The sequence below is a fragment of the Proteiniclasticum sp. C24MP genome (genome assembly GCF_043951855.1).
Taxonomy (GTDB): domain Bacteria; phylum Bacillota; class Clostridia; order Clostridiales; family Clostridiaceae; genus Proteiniclasticum.
The window spans coordinates 41,718-58,603 of the sequence record NZ_JBINJW010000013.1 but is presented as its reverse complement, the minus strand read 5'-3'; the positions used below and the strand labels follow the sequence as shown (position 1 = coordinate 58,603).

Genomic DNA, 16,886 nt, shown 5'->3' with positions numbered 1-16,886 from the left:
AGTTGCTGGAGAATGATCCTGGGGAATAGAGTCAGACTGTTTCCAACCAAAGAGCAGGAACAGAAGTTATGGCAGGCAGCAGGTACTGCAAGGTTTGTGTATAATTGGACACTTGCCAGGCAAGAAGAAAACCATCCAAATGGAGGCACGTTTATTTCTGATAATGAACTGTGGAAAGAGTTGACTATATTAAAGAAGACAGAACTTCAATGGCTTAATGACGTGCCAATATTGTAGCGAAACAGGCTGTTAAGGATGCTTGCTTCGCGTATAGAAGATTTTTCAAGGGGATCTCTGACAAGCCACGATTCAAGAGCAGGAGAAAGTCCAGGCATTGATGTTGGCGTGAAGGATCTGGCTATATGCTCCAACGGGATGACTTTTAGAAATATCAATAAAACAAGAATTGTAAAGCGACTCGAAAAAAGGCTGCGTAGATTACAACGCAGAGTATCTCGCAAATACTTGAAAAATAAAGAAGGAGGTAAGGTTGTCAAAACAGGTAATATTATAAAAATCGATAAGCAGATCAGATTACTTCACAGAAAATCAGCAAACATAAGAAGTAACCATACGCACCAGGCAACGAATAAGATCGCGAAAACCAAAGCAATGAAGAGTTGTCATGGAATCGCTCATTATAAAGGGAATGATGAAGAACAGGCATTTATCAGAAGCCATTGCCAAACAAGGTTTATACGAGTTTAAAAGACAGATGCGATATAAATGCGCATATAACGGCATGGAGTTTATTGAAGATAAATGGTATCCATCATCGAAGACTTGTAGCGAGTGTGGACATGTAAAACCAAAGCTTTCATTATCTGAAAGGACCATATCTGGGAAGAATGTGATTGTGTACTAGACAGAGGTTTCAATGCAAGTATCGATCTATCCAGATATGAAGCAGTAGTTTGATCACCTATAAGATACTGCTTCTATGCACCATTCGTTGTATGGGAATCTAAGCCCTAGGAGTGTTATATCAAACGAAAGTAGCCTTACAGCAAAATCGGGCACGTGGAACAGGGATTGAAACAGGATTTTTAGATTTTTATAAGTTTTTGGCAACGATTTCTTATGTACGATTATATCAAGGGAAAATACAAAGGCATTTTCAAAGACTACGTTTCCGTTGAAAATGGAGGCATTGGTTATAAGGTGTACACATCAGGAAATTCCATGGCCATGATGCCTGGAATAGATGAAGAAACTACGCTTTATCTCACACAGATTGTAAGAGAAGATTTTATAGGTTTATATGGATTTACGACCAGAGATGAGTTAGAATTATTTTCTATTCTGATTACGATCAATGGAGTGGGCGCAAAAGCCGCATTGTCGCTTTTATCAGCGAGCTCTCCGGAAAATCTGAAATTCGCCATAGTCAACGAGAACGAAGCTCTGCTGATCAAGGCACCTGGAATCGGAAAGAAGATTGCACAGAGACTGATTCTGGAGCTGAAGGGCAAACTGAAGATTGAAGATTTTTCAGGAATGGATGAAACTTCGAAAAAGAAAGCCATGACGGAAAATATCTCTAATGAAGCACTGGCTGCACTCATGACATTGGGTTATACAGAAAGAGAAGCGAAAACCGCTTTAAAACATGTGGAAGAAGATCAGAGTATTGAAAGCATCATCAAGGATGCACTGAAATATCTGATGAATTAGGTGGAAATAGAATGGATGAAAGAATTATAACTTCTGAATTTATGGAAGAAGATGTGCAAAGTGAATATTCTCTGCGTCCGCTGAAGCTGAGTGAGTACATCGGACAGGATAAGGTGAAGGATAATCTGAAGGTTTTCATCGAGGCGGCAAAGATTCGCGAAGAAGCCTTAGACCATGTCATACTGCACGGTCCTCCAGGGTTGGGTAAAACGACTTTAGCCAACATCATTGCCAGAGAGATGGGCGGAACACTGAAGATCACTTCAGGACCAGCCATTGAACGAGCAGGGGATCTTGCTTCGATTCTGACAACGATGAATGACAACGATGTTCTCTTCATTGACGAAATACATAGGCTTTCAAGAACGGTGGAAGAAATTCTATATCCTGCCATGGAAGACTATTCTCTTGACATTGTCATTGGAAAGGGCGCTCAGGCCAAATCCATCAGGCTTGATCTGAGCCACTTTACACTGATCGGTGCAACTACAAGAATAGGACTGCTGACATCCCCTTTGCGGGATCGTTTCGGTGTTCAGCTTTCCATGGAATACTACACCTATGAAGAGCTGGAGGAGATCATAACAAGAAGTGCAAGTATTCTTGATTTTGAAATCACCAATGAAGCAGCCTTGTGTATTGCAAGAAGGAGCAGAGGTACACCGAGAATCGCCAACAGGCTTCTTAAGCGAGTGAGAGATTTTTCTCAGGTGAAAGGAGAATCCGTCATAGACGAAAAGACAGCATTGTCCGCATTGAAATCTCTTGATGTGGATGATGAAGGATTTGATCGGATCGATAGAAAGATTCTCGATGCGATTGTTCATAATTTCAATGGAGGTCCTGTGGGGGCGGAGACGCTGTCCTATTTCATTGGGGAAGAACTGGATACCATTGTGGATGTCTATGAACCATATCTGCTTCAGAAAGGTTTTATTGTGAGAACGCCAAGAGGCAGAGTCGCAACAGACAGAACCTATGAACATCTGGGTGTGAAACGAAAAACAGATAGTCAGCAGACTATATTCTAGAAAAGAGGTTACATATTTGAGAGTAGAAGATTTTAATTTTGAATTGCCATTGGAACTCATCGCGCAGCATCCCCTGGAGGAAAGAGATCAGTCCAGGCTTCTGGTGGTGGATAAGAATACAGGGGACCTGGAACACAGGAAATTCCACAATATCCTGGATTATCTGAAAAAAGGGGATGTCATGGTGCTCAATGATACCAGAGTGATCCCGGCAAGACTTCTTGGCATGAAGGAGGAGACGGAAGGGAAGATCGAGTTTCTCCTTTTAAACAGGAAGAATCTGGATACATATGAGTGTCTTGCAAAACCGGGCAAGAGAGCCAGGGTAGGCGCGAAATTCACCTTTGGAGAAGGGCTTCTGAAAGCCGAGGTAATCGAAGTGCTGGACAACGGAAACAGAATCGTGCAGTTTCATTACGATGGCGTTTTTGAAGAAATACTGGACCGTCTAGGTGAAATGCCACTTCCACCTTACATCAAGGAAAAACTGGAAGACAAGGAGCGGTATCAGACGGTCTATTCAAAATCAGAGGGATCTGCAGCAGCACCTACAGCAGGTCTGCATTTCACGGAGAAGCTGCTGATGGAAATCAGAGAGCTTGGTGTGGAAATCGCATTTCTGACACTGCATGTGGGACTTGGCACCTTCAGACCTGTTAAGGTGGAATCGGTTGAAAATCATGACATGCATTCTGAATTCTACAGTTTAGATGCGCATAATGCGGAGATCATAAACAATGCCAAGCGAAAGGGAAACAGGGTGATTTCCGTAGGAACAACATCTACCAGAACGCTGGAAACCATAGCAGATGAAGATGGATTCGTGAAAGAGGATTCCGGTTATACGAAGATCTTCATTTATCCGGGATATCAGTTCAAATGCATTGACTGTCTGATCACGAATTTCCATCTTCCGGAATCTACATTAATTATGCTGGTCTCTGCACTGGCAGGAAAGGAAAATATCATGAATGCCTATGAGACTGCGGTAAAAGAGAAATACCGGTTCTTCAGTTTCGGTGATTCGATGTTTATTAAGGAATAAGTATGTACACATTATTAAAGAAAGAGAAAAGAGCAAGAAGAGGTCGTTTTGAAACACCTCATGGAACCATAGAAACACCGGTGTTCATGAATGTCGGAACACTAGGTGTGATAAAAGGAGCGGTTTCCTCAATGGACCTGAAGGAAATCGGGTGCCAGGTGGAACTGAGCAATACCTACCATCTGCACCTGAGACCGGGAGATAAGCTGGTCTATAAAATGGGAGGGCTTCATAAGTTCATGAACTGGGATGGCCCTATTCTGACGGATTCCGGAGGGTTCCAGGTCTTTTCTCTGGCAAAGATCAGAAAGATCAAAGAAGAAGGGGTCTATTTCAGTTCCCATATTGATGGTAGCCGAATCTTCATGGGTCCTGAAGAGTCCATGAGAATCCAGTCTCACCTGGGATCCACCATCGCCATGGCCTTTGATGAATGCATAGAGCTTCCTGCGGAGAGAGAATATGTGGAGCGTTCCGTTGAAAGAACCACAAGGTGGCTTGTGAGGTCAAAGAATGAAATCGATCGCCTGAATGCGCAGGAAAACACGATCAACAAAAAACAGATGCTGTTTGGCATCAATCAGGGCGGAACCTACGAAGATATCCGCATCAGACATGCACAAGAGATTGCAAAGATGGATCTGGACGGATATGCCATCGGTGGACTTGCGGTTGGTGAAACCCATGAAGAGATGTACCGAACACTTGATGCGGTAGTACCGCACCTTCCTGAAGACAAACCCATTTATCTCATGGGCGTCGGAACACCAGAAAACATTCTGGAATCTGTTGAAAGAGGCGTAGATTTTTTCGATTGCGTTCTACCGGCGAGAAATGGAAGACATGGCCATGTATTCACCGCAAGGGGGAAAATCAATCTCAACAACAAGCGTTTTGAAATGGATGAAAAGCCCATTGATGAAGGCTGCCAGTGCCCTGCCTGCAGAGACTACACAAGGGGCTATATCAGACATTTGTTCAAAGCGAAGGAAATGCTGGCTCTGAGACTCTGTGTGCTTCATAATCTGTATTTCTACAACAAGCTCATGGAGGATATCAGAACAGCCATTGATGAAGATCGGTTCCATGAATTCAAAGCGCAGAAGCTTGCAGAATGGTCCAGAGGGCAGGAACCTCATATTGAGAAATAGACGGGAAAAATCGGGAATTAATAAGATATAAGGATGAATTTCCAAATTTATCTTTCTTATTCATAAAAAATTCACTATAATAGTAGTATTAAACATTGGAGGCATAATAATGGAAAATATCATAAGACAGGTTTTACCAATTATCCTATTCCTTGGACTCATGTACTTCATGCTGTTTCTTCCAGAGAAGAAGAGAAAGACAGCGTTTCAGAAGATGATCAGTGAGCTGAAGGTGAACGATGAAGTTACGACAAGAGGGGGTATCATCGGAAAAATCGTAAAGCTGGATGAAGAAACGATAACCCTGGAAACTGGCGCTGACAGAGTGAAGATCAAGTTTGCGAAAAGTGCTGTGGCAGCAGTGAGAACTGGTGTTGCTGAATAGCCAGCTTTTCCAATTGAATATGAAAAGATCAGGGGCAGTGCTAAAGCTCTGCCCTTTGATTTGTGAAAATCCAATCGGCACTTAGATTATCAGAACAAAAAAACGGGTTAGTGAAATTATTGTTGAATAAAGCGCTAAATTAAACGGAGGTTATTTCATTATGAAGAAAAGAGGAAATATTACCATTTTCGTCATTATCTTATTAGTATTATCCTTTCTAGCCTATACAGGTATCAATGGATTGACACTTGGCAGTTACAGATTCAAATCCTTTGGAGAAGTGATCAACAGAGGGCTTGATCTTCAGGGCGGGGTATCCGTTGTGATGGAGGTTCAGACAGATTCACTGAAAGCGGAAGAGCTCTCTTCCATAAAAACGCTGCTGGACTCCAGAGTCAACAAGATCGGCGTAAGCGAGACAGTTTCCGTCACAGAAGGGGAGAAGAGAATCAGAATCGATATTCCTGGAGTATACAACTCCAGTGAAATCGTGACGAATCTTCAGACAACCGGAGAACTGACATTTGAAGATCCGGACGGAAATATCATACTGACAGGAAGTGATGTGACATCTGCATCAGCGATGCTGGATTCCACAAGCAAACCTGTGGTTTCTATGGTACTGAATGCAGTGGGTGCAGAGAAGTTCGAAGCAGCCACAACGGAATTCAGAGGAAAGCAGATCAGCATCAACATGGATGATGAGGTGCTTTCAGCGCCTATGGTCAATGATGTCATCACAGGTGGAGAAGCGATGATCACAGGTATGGCATCCGTTGAGGAAGCGCAGTATCTGGCTGGAATCATCAATTCCGGAGCACTTCCATATCCTGTAGAAGCAATCCAGGTGAAGACTGTAGGTCCAAGCCTCGGTGCTGGTGTCATGGGAGATGTAATGAGAGCATCTGCCATCGGGTTATCACTGGTTGTAGTCTACATGCTTCTGAAATATAGAAGACCAGGGTTCCTGGCTTCTGTAGCACTGGGATTCTATGTATGGCTGCTGCTGTTCGTGTTCTATGGAATCAATGCGACACTATCCTTGGCGGGTATTGCCGGATTCCTGCTCACCATCGGTATGGCGGTGGATGCGAATGTGCTGATTTTCGAAAGAATCAAAGAAGAACTTCGCGGAACAAGCAATATCCATAAAGCAATTGAAGGTGGTTTCTCCAATGCCATGAGTTCAATCATAGATGCGAACATCACCACAATCATTGCCGGACTTGTCTTATACTTTGTAGGGTCAGGTTCCGTAAAAGGATTTGCACTCACACTCATGATCGGTATCGTGATATCACTATTCTCTGCACTATTCATAACCAAGCACTTGATGTGGCTGGGATTAAGAATGGGCTTCCTGTCAAAACCTAAGGATTTCGGTGTATCTGATCAGATCAGAGAGAGAAAGATCGATTTCATATCCGGTGCAAAAGTATGGAGAATCCTTGCAGCTGCTGTACTGGCAGTAGGATTATTCTTCATAGGTACTCAGGGGCTGAATCTTGGACTCGATTTTGCAGGTGGAACAAGACTTGTCATGGAAGTCGGAGAAGACTTTGATAAAGCGGAAATGGATGAAATCGTAAAAGTCTATGATGCCAATGCAGTGACACAGAAAGTGGATGGGACACAGATTGAAGTCAGAAGCCAGGCTCTTTCCACGGATACCATCGATGATCTGGTGAACAACATCAAGGAAGACTATTCTCTGGAGGATGACAGCATTATCACTCTGGACGAAATCGGTGCTTCCGTAGGGAAGGAACTGACCGAAGGCGGAATAAAGGCAGTGATTCTGGCAGCAGTCTTCATGCTTGTCTACATTTCACTGAGATTCAAAAAGAATTACGGATTCGCTGCAATCACAGCGCTGGTCCACGATATCATATTCCTTGTGGCAGTATATGCAGTGCTGAGAATTTCAGTCAACACACCATTCATTGCAGCGGTTCTCACAATCCTGGGTTATTCAATCAATGATACCATCGTTGTATTTGACCGACTGAGAGAAAACAAGAACCTGCATCCTGGAATCAGTTCAAGAGCACTCGTGAACATGTCCATGAATGATGCGTTCACCAGATCTGTAGGAACATTGCTGACTACGTTATTCACAATTCTGTCAGTAGCCATATTTGTACCTCAGATCAGAGACTTCGCACTTCCGATCTCCATCGGTGTTGTAGTAGGCGGATTATCCACCTTCTTCATCGCAGGACCAATGTGGATTTACCTGGAAGACAGAGCGCGAAAGAGAAAGTAATACTGTAATCAGATCAGTTGAAGTAAGGCTGCTTGAATGGGCAGCCTTATATTTATTTTGTATCGCTAATGTTCACGGTTTCGTTGTGGTGCGCAAGGATTTGTATTATAATAAGAATTGTTTCAACAGGTGAGGGATGCGTATGGTGACTACATATTTAAGGGCGATATTCAAGGGTGCAGATGCAATCAGTACGCCGAAATATACCCATAAGACTATTTTCAGAATAATGAAGGCAGTTAACAATCGAGAGAAGATCCTCATATATGGAAGAGGGAACCGCGAAGGGATCTGTAGTATCGCTACGCTGATTCTTGTGCTCAGATATTTCAATGCAGACTTTGACTATTTTCTGATCCCGAAGGGAGGGAATCGTGAGAGTCTTATTGCTGATGCTAAAACCCACCTCAACTTCTTCAACCCTGGTGTCATGCTTTCATTAAATGAGACCTTTACCGAAAGTGTCCATGACGCACTGGAAGACTGTGATACGGATCTTGTGTCCATCGGACACGGGGAAGATCAGATCACATACGGATTCAGTTCGGGGGATGATACGCTGCTCAAGAATGTTTTTGTCTTTGCGAAAGACTTGTCGATTAATTACGACACTAGGAACATTTTCAGATACATCGACCTGGTCTACCTCGGATCTGATGAGGAAGATGTCGATGAAGATGAAGTTCTAAATATGGGGCTCAATCGGCTGAAGATATCAACCAATTATGGCATAGAATCACTGAAAAGACTGAAACCCTGTGATGAGAAGGATCTCAGAAAACTGATCACACCCAAAGAGAACCCCTGGTCCATGGTGGATAATGCACGTATAATCATAGAACTGCTTACTACAGAAGATACGAATCGGGCAGAACAAATTGCCAAGTATCTTATCAATAGTTAAAATAGAAAGTAACTTTGGAGGTTAACATGGATTTTAAAGAAAAGATTGCCATCATTGAGGATTTCCCTAAAAAAGGAATCAGTTTCAAGGACATCACCCCCCTTATTGGTGACGGAGCGGCTTTTAAGGAGCTTATTGACACCATGGCTGAAAAACTGAGAGCAGAGGGTGTGGATTATATTGCGGGTCCTGAAGCCAGAGGCTTCATATTCGGAGTACCTCTCGCCTATGCGCTGGGAGTCGGTTTCATTCCAATCCGTAAGCCGGGCAAACTGCCACAGGAAACAGTTTCCATCACATACGACCTGGAATACGGTTCTGACACTCTTGAAATTCACAAGAACGCATTCAGAAAAGGTGACAGAGTCGCTTTGGTGGATGATCTTCTTGCTACAGGAGGGACCATATCCGCGTGTGCAAAACTGATTGAAATGGCCGGCGGTGAAGTGGTTTCAGTCGATTTCATGATCGAACTGACGGAACTTCATGGTAGAGATAAGCTGGATGGATACAATGTCAATTCCATGGTTCAGTACGATATATAGACAAGTTTTTAAAGATAAAATATAATGATTGAAAAGGCTGGTGATATACCAGCCTATACGTTATTCATAGATGTTTATTTGTGATGGAAATGAGGAAGACAAATGCTGTACGATTTAATGAAAAAGATTGATAAAGCAGGCAATATTAACAAGGAACTTGTTATAAAAGCATATAATCTGGCTGCAGAAGCTCATGGTGACCAAAGAAGAATTTCAGGAGAGCCTTATGTGACTCATCCTGTGGAGGTCGCATCCATTTTAGTGGATATGGGCATGGATACGAATACTGTTGTAGCCGGGCTTCTTCATGATGTCATCGAAGATACGAAGTATACATATGAAGAAATCAGCGAGATTTTCAACGAAGAGATCGCTGAGCTTGTGGATGGCGTGACAAAGCTTGGTAAGATCAAATACAAGTCCAAGGAAGAAGAGCAGGCTGACAATGTCAGAAAGATGCTTCTTGCCATGGCAAAGGACATCAGAGTCATTCTGATCAAACTGGCGGATCGCCTTCACAATATGAGAACACTGAGATACATGCAGCCGGAAAAGCAGAAGGAAAAATCCAAGGAAACCTTTGATATCTACGCTCCACTGGCTCATAGATTAGGGATGTTCCGGATCAAATGGGAACTGGAAGATCTAGCCTTCCGATATATGTATCCTACCGAGTATTACGATCTGGTCAATCAGATCGCTGAGAAGAGAAAGGAACGTGAATCCTATATCTCCATGATCATGGACGACATTGTAGACAAGCTGAAAAATGCAAGTATTGAATGTGACATCGATGGCAGGCCGAAGCATTTCTATTCCATCTACAAGAAGATGATGGCGCAGAACAAGAATATCGATCAGATTTTCGACCTGACAGCAATCAGAGTGCTGGTGGATTCCATCAAGGACTGCTATGCGGCACTTGGGATTGTTCACACCATCTACAAACCGATTCCAGGAAGATTCAAGGACTATATCGCCATGCCGAAGCCGAATATGTATCAGAGTCTTCATACAACAGTGATCGGACCCCAAGGGAAACCTTTTGAAATCCAGATCAGGACCTATGATATGCACAGAGTTGCAGAATACGGAATCGCTGCCCATTGGAAATATAAGGAAACAGGTTCTTCCAAGGAAGCTCCTAAGGATAATATGGACCAGAAACTCATCTGGCTCAGAGATATGCTGGAGTGGCAGAAGGAAACATCCGATGCTGAAGAATTTATGGAAGCATTTAAAATCGATCTTTTCGGAGATGAAATCTTTGTGTTTACGCCAAAAGGGGAAGTGATCAATCTTCCGAATAAAGCGACTCCCATTGATTTTGCCTATAGAATTCATACGGACGTGGGGAATCGTACCATTGGAGCAAAGGTCAATGGGAATATGGTAACACTGGATTATAAACTCGCCACCGGAGAAATTGTGGAAATCATCACTTCCTCAAAACCAAAGGGTCCGAATATCGACTGGTTGAACATAGCAACTTCCAATCAGGCAAAGACGAAGATCAAAGCATGGTTCAAGAAAGAGAAGCGAGAAGAGAATATTCAGAGAGGAAAAGAACTCCTTGAAAAAGAAGCAAAAAAACAGGACAGAAACTTTGCGGATATCGCAAAGGGAGAAATGCTGGATAAACTCATCAGAAGATACCACGGGAACAATATTGATGATCTCTACGTTGTTGTCGGTGCAAGCCAGGTGCTTCCTTCCACGATTGTTACAGCGCTGAAGGATGTCCTGGAGGAAGAAAAGAAAGCGAAAATCAATGAAGACAACAAAGCTTCTCTTCTAGAAGCAGAAAAAATGATTGATGCGCAGAGAAAGAAAGAGAAAGCCAAGAAAAAGTCATATTTCGGTGTTGTGGTTTCAGGGATGAGCAATGTGCAGGTGAGATTCGCAAAATGCTGCAATCCTGTGCCTGGAGATGAAATCATCGGGTTCATCACGAACTTCAGAGGGATCAGTATCCACAGAGCGGACTGCTCCAACATCGAAACCATGAAGAACGACAAGACCCATCGAATAGTGGATGTTCAGTGGGAAAAGGAGAGTCAGGAACTCTACAGTGCGCGGGTTCAGATTCATGCCATGGACAGGCCGAATCTGGTGTCTGATATCATATCACTTGTGAATGAACTGAAAATTCCACTGAATGCGATGAATGTGGAAACAAGAAAAGATAAATCAGCCGTGATCCATCTGTCTTTACTGATCAAAGATGTGAATCTGCTGGAAGAATGTCTAAAGAGATTAAGAAAACTGTCCAGTGTTACGGATGCGTTCCGAACGGGCAATGTGTAGGTGATAGTATGCGAGCAGTTGTACAAAGAGTATTATCTTCAGAGGTAATTGTAAATGGAGAAACTGTAGGCAGGATCGGTAAGGGGTTTAATGTCCTTCTGGGGATCAAAGATGATGATACCCGGGAGGACATGACTTATATCGAAGAAAAGCTGAAAGGGCTTCGTGTTTTTGAAGATTCGGAAGGAAAAATGAACCTGGCGCTTCAAGAAGTGCAGGGAGAGATTCTTCTGATTTCACAGTTCACCCTATATGGTGATGCGAGAAAAGGAAGAAGACCCAGTTTTATTCAGGCTGCCAAGGGGGAACAGGCGGAAGAAATCTACGATACTCTGGTAAAGAATCTGCGAGACAGCGGATATCATACGGAGACGGGGGTTTTCGGAGCGGAGATGAAGGTGCTCATCGAAAATGATGGGCCTGTTACAATTCTTCTGGATAGCAGGAAGAATTTCTAGTGTGAAGGGAGGACTTATGCAGATTAATAAACTTGTTTTAGGTGCGTATCAGGAAAATGCATACATCGTGATCGATGATGATTCGAAAGATGCGCTGATCATTGATCCAGGGGATGAAGGGGAAGAACTGGTAAAACATCTCCGGAAAATGAACATCAATCTGAAATATATTTTACTGACCCATGGCCATATCGATCATGTAGGAGCTGTGGATGCGGTTCGGGATGCCTTTGAAATTCCTGTGTATATTTCGGAAACAGATATGAAATACATCGAGCAGAGAAAGATGGCTTTCGGGAAAATGAGAAGAGCCGATTTTTTTCTGAAGGAGGGAGATGACTTCAGTTTTGCAGGAAAGAAGATCAGGATATTGGAAACGCCAGGACATAGCAAGGGGAGTCTGAGCTTTCTCATCGAAGGCATTCTTTTTTCAGGAGATGTTCTGTTCCAGAATTCTGTAGGGAGAACGGATCTTCCCGGCGGGAACATGGAAGAGCTATTAAGGTCCATCAAGGAAAAACTCATGAAGCTGCCTGAAAGTACAAGAGTCATGCCGGGACATGGTCCTGAAACGACCTTGGGCATGGAAAAGTCCTTCAACGGTTATTTAAGATAGGGGAAGAGATGATAAAAGTTAGAAGCAACAATTCCCTGCGATATCATGTATATCATATAGTCACTCTGTTTTATCCTGCCGGAAAGATCGAATATCTGGATGAAGCGGATCTTTCAGAAGCCGATATTGTTGTCACAGTAGAGGAGGAAGTGCTCACGGTTCGTTTCTTCGCTACGCTTACAGTGCATGACTATCCGGATCGGAATCTGAACATCATGAGACGGGTGCTTTTTAAGCTGCTGGAAATCAAAACGGAGAAGCACCTTCCCTGGGGCATCCTCATCGGAATCCGCCCCTCGAAGATCGTGAGAGAACTCATTGAAAAGAACCAGACGAAGGAAGAAATTACAGCTTTCCTCCAGAAAGAATATCTGGCGGACCGTGAAAAGATCGAGCTGGCCTATGAAGTGGCCCTGAAGGAATCGGATCTTCTGAAGAAGGTGGACACGGAGCACTCTGTGGATATTTACATAGGGATGCCCTTCTGTCCATCCAGGTGCTTATACTGTTCTTTCGCCTCCAATGTATACAGGGGCAATCAGTATAAAGATGAGTATCTGAAACTTTTAAAGATGGAAATGATGCAGATTCGAGACTATATTGATGACAAAGAGCTGAAGATCAATAATGTATACTTCGGTGGAGGTACCCCTACAGCGGTCTCAGAGGACGAATTTGAGGAAATGATGCAGTGCATTGATGATTGCTTCGTCCGTGGCAGAAACCTCCTGGAGTTCACTGTGGAAGCCGGTAGAGTGGACAGCATCACGAAAGAGAAGCTGCTGAGTATGAAAAGACATCACACTACAAGGATCTCCATCAATCCGCAGACGATGAATGACGATACGCTCAGGCTCATCGGCCGCAATCATGATCATCAAAAGGTTGTGGAGATATTTCATTTGGCAAGGAGCCTGGGTTTTGATAATATTAATATGGACATGATTCTTGGTCTGCCGGAAGAATCGCTGCAGGATGTGGAGAGAACCATTGAAGCGGTCAGAGACCTTTCTCCAGAGAGCATCACGGTCCATGGACTTGCTCTGAAAAGAGCATCCAGACTGTACGAAGACTTTCTGATGGAAAAGAAATACGCACTGCCCAGGCAGGATGAAATGAACCTCATGTATCAGAAGACGGATGAGATGGCAAGATCTCTCGGACAGAAGCCGTACTACATGTACCGGCAGAAGAACATGGTCGGGAATCTAGAGAATGTCGGCTATGCGAAAGAAGGAATGGAAAACCTTTATAACATGGTCATGATCGAAGAGGTTAAAACGATCATTGCTGTTGGCGCAGACGGCGTAACGAAAAAAGTGAAGGACGGCGTCATCGAACGTTTCGCCAACTTCAAAGGACTTAATGACTATACAGAGAGATTTCAGGAAATGATGGAGAAGAAAATGAAGTTCCTGATGGAATAAGGAGGAGAAAGTATGGACTTGCAGGCACCCAAGGGTACCAAAGATATGCTGCCTATGGAAGCGTACAAATGGCATTATATTGAAGAACATCTGAAAGCGATCGCCCATGAATACGGGTTCAGAGAAATCAGAACACCTATGTTTGAAAGCACAGAGCTTTTCACACGTGGAGTAGGTGAAACCACGGACGTTGTACAGAAGGAAATGTATACATTTCTTGATAAAGGAGAACGAAGTATCACGCTCAAAGCGGAGGGGACTGCTCCTGCGGTAAGAGCATTTGTGGAATCGTCTATGTATGCGGATGCGCAGCCGACGAAGCTTTATTATTTCACACCTGTATTCAGGTATGAAAATGTACAGAAGGGAAGGCTCAGGCAGCACCATCAGTTCGGTGTCGAACTGTTCGGAAGTGAGGAGCCTTCTGCAGATGCCGAAGTCATCTCCATCGCTATGAGCGCTTTCGAGGAACTGGGAATCAATGGACTGACACTGAAGATCAATTCCATCGGTCATCCTGAGTGCAGAACAGACTACAATAAGCGGCTCAAAGAGTTCCTGACCCCACACTATGAGGACCTCTGCCCTGTATGCAAGGAAAGATTCCATAAGAATCCCATGAGAATTCTGGACTGCAAGGAGAAAAGCTGTCAGCTGATCGTCAAGGAGGCTCCGCTTATTCTGGATCACATCTGCGAAGACTGCAATGACCACTTCACAAAACTCAGAAAGTATCTTGAAGCCATGGAGATTCCCTATGAAGTGGATAAAGGAATCGTAAGAGGGCTGGATTACTATTCCAAAACGGTTTTTGAAATCGTCAATAAAGATATTACAGTCTGTGGTGGAGGGCGATATGATTATCTGATCGAAGAAATCGGAGGTCCGAAGATGCCTGCAGTCGGATTCGGGTTAGGACTTGAGAGACTGCTCATGACCATGGCTGATGAAGGCGTGGAGATTCCAGAACCAGTACGTTTTGACATCTTTATTGCGTCCATGGGAGAGGAAGCGGCTTTAAAGGCAGCTTCTGTTGCACATCAGCTTCGAAAGAAGGGGCTGAAGGTGGACATTGACCACATGGGTAAAAAGCTGAAGGCACAGATGAAATATGCCAATAAAATCGGATCCAGGTTCACTATGATTCTTGGTGAAGATGAACTGGCGAACAATACAGCTTCCCTGAAGAATATGGAAAGCGGTGAACAAGTCGAAGTGAAGCTGTCTGCTGAAGAAATCATGCAGATGGTAAAAAGAGGTGAATGATAAATGGGTGAAATGTTAGGCCAATCAAGAAGAACACATATGGCGGGTCTTGTGGATGAGAAGTTCATCGGACAGGAAGTCATCGTTACCGGATGGGTAGCAAAGAGAAGAAATCTGGGATCACTTATTTTCTGTGATGTCCGAGATACAGAAGGGATTCTTCAGGTTGTATTCAGAGAAGAAGACTCCAAGGAAGCATATGAAAAAGCGGACAGACTGAGAAATGAATTCTGCATCCTTGTAAGAGGTACAGTGGAAAGAAGAGAATCCGTCAATGACAGCATTCCTACCGGCCAGGTGGAACTCATTGCCAAGGAGCTTAAAATTCTGTCTGAATCCGAGACGCCACCAATCTACATCAAGGAGAATCTGGATGCTGCAGAAAGTGTAAGACTGAAATACAGATATCTCGATCTGAGAAGACCGGACATGCAGAAAATATTCAAGATCAGAAGCAAAGCCTATATCTCCATCAGAAACTTCATGGATGGAGAAGGTTTCCTGGAAGTGGAGACACCGATTCTCAATAAGAGCACACCAGAAGGCGCAAGAGATTATCTGGTACCATCAAGAAATTATCCTGGAAGCTTTTACGCACTGCCGCAAAGTCCTCAGATCTTCAAGCAGCTGCTTATGGTTTCCGGTTTCGACAAGTATTTCCAGATTGCCAAATGTTTCAGAGATGAGGATCTAAGAGCCAACAGGCAGCCGGAATTCACTCAGATCGATATCGAAATGAGCTTCATAGGTGTGGAAGATATCATAGATCTCAATGAAAGACTTGTACAGAGAGTGTTCAAGGAGGTTCTGGATAAGGATGTGGTACTTCCTTTTGAAAGACTCACCTACAAAGACGCCATGGAAAGATTCGGATCAGACAAGCCTGATCTCAGATTTGGAATGGAACTGAAGAATCTCACTGACCTTGTAAAGAATTCCGAATTCGCGGTGTTCAAAAACGCCATAGAGCAAAATGGAAGTGTAAGAGCCATTACACTAACAGGCGGGGCATCCATGGGCAGAAAGGACATCGACCGTCTGGGAGAGTTCGTGAAGACCTACAGAGCAAAAGGACTTGCATACATTCAGCTGAAGGAAGAAGGCCTGAAGTCTCCTTTATCCAAATTCCTCAGTGATGAAGAGTTCAGTGCAGTCATTGAAAGAACAGAAGCTAAGACCGGAGATGTGATTTTCATCGTTGCGGATAAAGATGAAGTGGTCTTCCAGTCCTTGGGTGCACTGAGACTGGAACTGGCTAAGAAATACAATCTCCTAGAAGGCGCGGAAGCGTTCAAGTTCGCATGGGTGACAGAATTCCCGCTGCTTGAAAGAGATGAGGAAGCTGGAAGGTTTGTAGCACTTCACCATCCATTCACAAGTCCTATGGAAGAAGATCTCCACCTGCTGGAGACAGATCCTGGTGCTGTCAGAGCCAAGGCATACGATATGGTGCTTAATGGTGAGGAACTGGGTGGTGGATCCATCAGAATCCACGATTCGAAGCTTCAGGAAAAGATGTTCTCCTTACTGGGATTCAGTAAAGAAGAAGCCTGGGAGAGATTCGGGTTCCTTCTGGAAGCCTTCAAGTATGGTCCACCACCACATGGCGGACTGGCATTTGGTATGGACAGGCTAGTCATGTTCCTTGCAGGTACGGACAACATAAAGGATGTCATCGCATTCCCTAAGAACCAGAACGCATATGATCCGATGTCCGAAGCGCCAAATACGGTGGATCCAGTTCAGCTGATGGAATTAGGAATTGGTATAGTCAAGAAAACAGAAGAATAGAGCTCTGACTGAATAAGAAA

The 16,886-nt window shown here is 43.8% G+C and carries 14 protein-coding genes and 1 pseudogene; all 15 read left to right on the top strand.

Translation table 11 applies throughout. The features are described from left to right. Nucleotides 1–12: 12 nt before the first annotated feature. Nucleotides 13–918, top strand: a pseudogene (locus ACHAL6_RS10070) (RNA-guided endonuclease InsQ/TnpB family protein). Nucleotides 919–1,080: 162 nt separating this feature from the next. After that, nucleotides 1,081–1,674 carry a Holliday junction branch migration protein RuvA gene (gene ruvA / locus ACHAL6_RS10065; protein WP_395270536.1) on the top strand — a complete coding sequence of 198 codons (594 nt, stop codon included), beginning with the start codon at nt 1,081–1,083 and terminating at the stop codon, nt 1,672–1,674. An 11-nt stretch (nt 1,675–1,685) separates the two neighbouring features. Further along, nucleotides 1,686–2,705 (top strand): Holliday junction branch migration DNA helicase RuvB, encoded by a 1,020-nt coding sequence (gene ruvB / locus ACHAL6_RS10060; protein ID WP_395270534.1) that lies wholly within the window; start codon nt 1,686–1,688, stop codon nt 2,703–2,705. 16 nt (nt 2,706–2,721) lie between these two features. Continuing rightward, nucleotides 2,722–3,750 (top strand): tRNA preQ1(34) S-adenosylmethionine ribosyltransferase-isomerase QueA, encoded by a 1,029-nt coding sequence (gene queA / locus ACHAL6_RS10055; RefSeq protein ID WP_395270532.1) that lies wholly within the window; start codon nt 2,722–2,724, stop codon nt 3,748–3,750. 2 nt (nt 3,751–3,752) lie between these two features. Then, nucleotides 3,753–4,901 (top strand): tRNA guanosine(34) transglycosylase Tgt, encoded by a 1,149-nt coding sequence (gene tgt, locus ACHAL6_RS10050; RefSeq protein WP_395270530.1) that lies wholly within the window; start codon nt 3,753–3,755, stop codon nt 4,899–4,901. 109 nt (nt 4,902–5,010) lie between these two features. Then, complete coding sequence (gene yajC / locus ACHAL6_RS10045) at nt 5,011–5,286, top strand: preprotein translocase subunit YajC (RefSeq protein ID WP_395270528.1); 276 nt, start codon at nt 5,011–5,013, stop codon at nt 5,284–5,286. Between the two features lie 160 nt (nt 5,287–5,446). Further along, nucleotides 5,447–7,552, top strand: coding sequence for a protein translocase subunit SecD (secD, locus tag ACHAL6_RS10040; protein WP_395270526.1), 2,106 nt, complete (start codon nt 5,447–5,449; stop codon nt 7,550–7,552). 142 nt (nt 7,553–7,694) lie between these two features. Then, nucleotides 7,695–8,456: a hypothetical protein gene (locus tag ACHAL6_RS10035; protein WP_395270524.1), complete on the top strand. Its 762-nt coding sequence runs from the start codon at nt 7,695–7,697 to the stop codon at nt 8,454–8,456. A 26-nt stretch (nt 8,457–8,482) separates the two neighbouring features. After that, entirely contained in the window at nt 8,483–9,001 is a 519-nt protein-coding gene (locus ACHAL6_RS10030; RefSeq protein ID WP_395270522.1) for an adenine phosphoribosyltransferase, read from the top strand. A 102-nt stretch (nt 9,002–9,103) separates the two neighbouring features. After that, nucleotides 9,104–11,308, top strand: coding sequence for a RelA/SpoT family protein (locus tag ACHAL6_RS10025; RefSeq protein WP_395270520.1), 2,205 nt, complete (start codon nt 9,104–9,106; stop codon nt 11,306–11,308). A gap of 8 nt (nt 11,309–11,316) precedes the next feature. Beyond that, nucleotides 11,317–11,766, top strand: a complete 450-nt coding sequence (dtd, locus tag ACHAL6_RS10020; protein ID WP_395270518.1) for a D-aminoacyl-tRNA deacylase — start codon at nt 11,317–11,319, stop codon at nt 11,764–11,766. Nucleotides 11,767–11,782: 16 nt separating this feature from the next. Then, nucleotides 11,783–12,382 carry an MBL fold metallo-hydrolase gene (locus ACHAL6_RS10015; protein WP_395270516.1) on the top strand — a complete coding sequence of 200 codons (600 nt, stop codon included), beginning with the start codon at nt 11,783–11,785 and terminating at the stop codon, nt 12,380–12,382. An 8-nt stretch (nt 12,383–12,390) separates the two neighbouring features. Further along, nucleotides 12,391–13,809, top strand: coding sequence for a coproporphyrinogen dehydrogenase HemZ (hemZ, locus tag ACHAL6_RS10010; RefSeq protein ID WP_395270514.1), 1,419 nt, complete (start codon nt 12,391–12,393; stop codon nt 13,807–13,809). A gap of 12 nt (nt 13,810–13,821) precedes the next feature. Next, entirely contained in the window at nt 13,822–15,075 is a 1,254-nt protein-coding gene (gene hisS, locus ACHAL6_RS10005; RefSeq protein ID WP_395270513.1) for a histidine--tRNA ligase, read from the top strand. 3 nt (nt 15,076–15,078) lie between these two features. Then, a complete protein-coding gene (gene aspS, locus ACHAL6_RS10000) occupies nt 15,079–16,866 on the top strand; it encodes an aspartate--tRNA ligase (RefSeq protein WP_395270511.1) in 1,788 nt (595 codons plus the stop codon). Nucleotides 16,867–16,886: the final 20 nt, after the last annotated feature.

Coding starts and splice junctions, on each gene's coding strand:
- hisS (WP_395270513.1), top strand. CDS start 13,822: ATGGACTTGCAGGCACCCAAGGGTACCAAAGATATGCTGCCTATGGAA.
- ACHAL6_RS10035 (WP_395270524.1), top strand. CDS start 7,695: ATGGTGACTACATATTTAAGGGCGATATTCAAGGGTGCAGATGCAATC.
- ACHAL6_RS10030 (WP_395270522.1), top strand. CDS start 8,483: ATGGATTTTAAAGAAAAGATTGCCATCATTGAGGATTTCCCTAAAAAA.
- ACHAL6_RS10015 (WP_395270516.1), top strand. CDS start 11,783: ATGCAGATTAATAAACTTGTTTTAGGTGCGTATCAGGAAAATGCATAC.
- ACHAL6_RS10025 (WP_395270520.1), top strand. CDS start 9,104: ATGCTGTACGATTTAATGAAAAAGATTGATAAAGCAGGCAATATTAAC.
- dtd (WP_395270518.1), top strand. CDS start 11,317: ATGCGAGCAGTTGTACAAAGAGTATTATCTTCAGAGGTAATTGTAAAT.
- hemZ (WP_395270514.1), top strand. CDS start 12,391: ATGATAAAAGTTAGAAGCAACAATTCCCTGCGATATCATGTATATCAT.
- tgt (WP_395270530.1), top strand. CDS start 3,753: ATGTACACATTATTAAAGAAAGAGAAAAGAGCAAGAAGAGGTCGTTTT.
- ruvA (WP_395270536.1), top strand. CDS start 1,081: ATGTACGATTATATCAAGGGAAAATACAAAGGCATTTTCAAAGACTAC.
- ruvB (WP_395270534.1), top strand. CDS start 1,686: ATGGATGAAAGAATTATAACTTCTGAATTTATGGAAGAAGATGTGCAA.
- secD (WP_395270526.1), top strand. CDS start 5,447: ATGAAGAAAAGAGGAAATATTACCATTTTCGTCATTATCTTATTAGTA.
- aspS (WP_395270511.1), top strand. CDS start 15,079: ATGGGTGAAATGTTAGGCCAATCAAGAAGAACACATATGGCGGGTCTT.
- yajC (WP_395270528.1), top strand. CDS start 5,011: ATGGAAAATATCATAAGACAGGTTTTACCAATTATCCTATTCCTTGGA.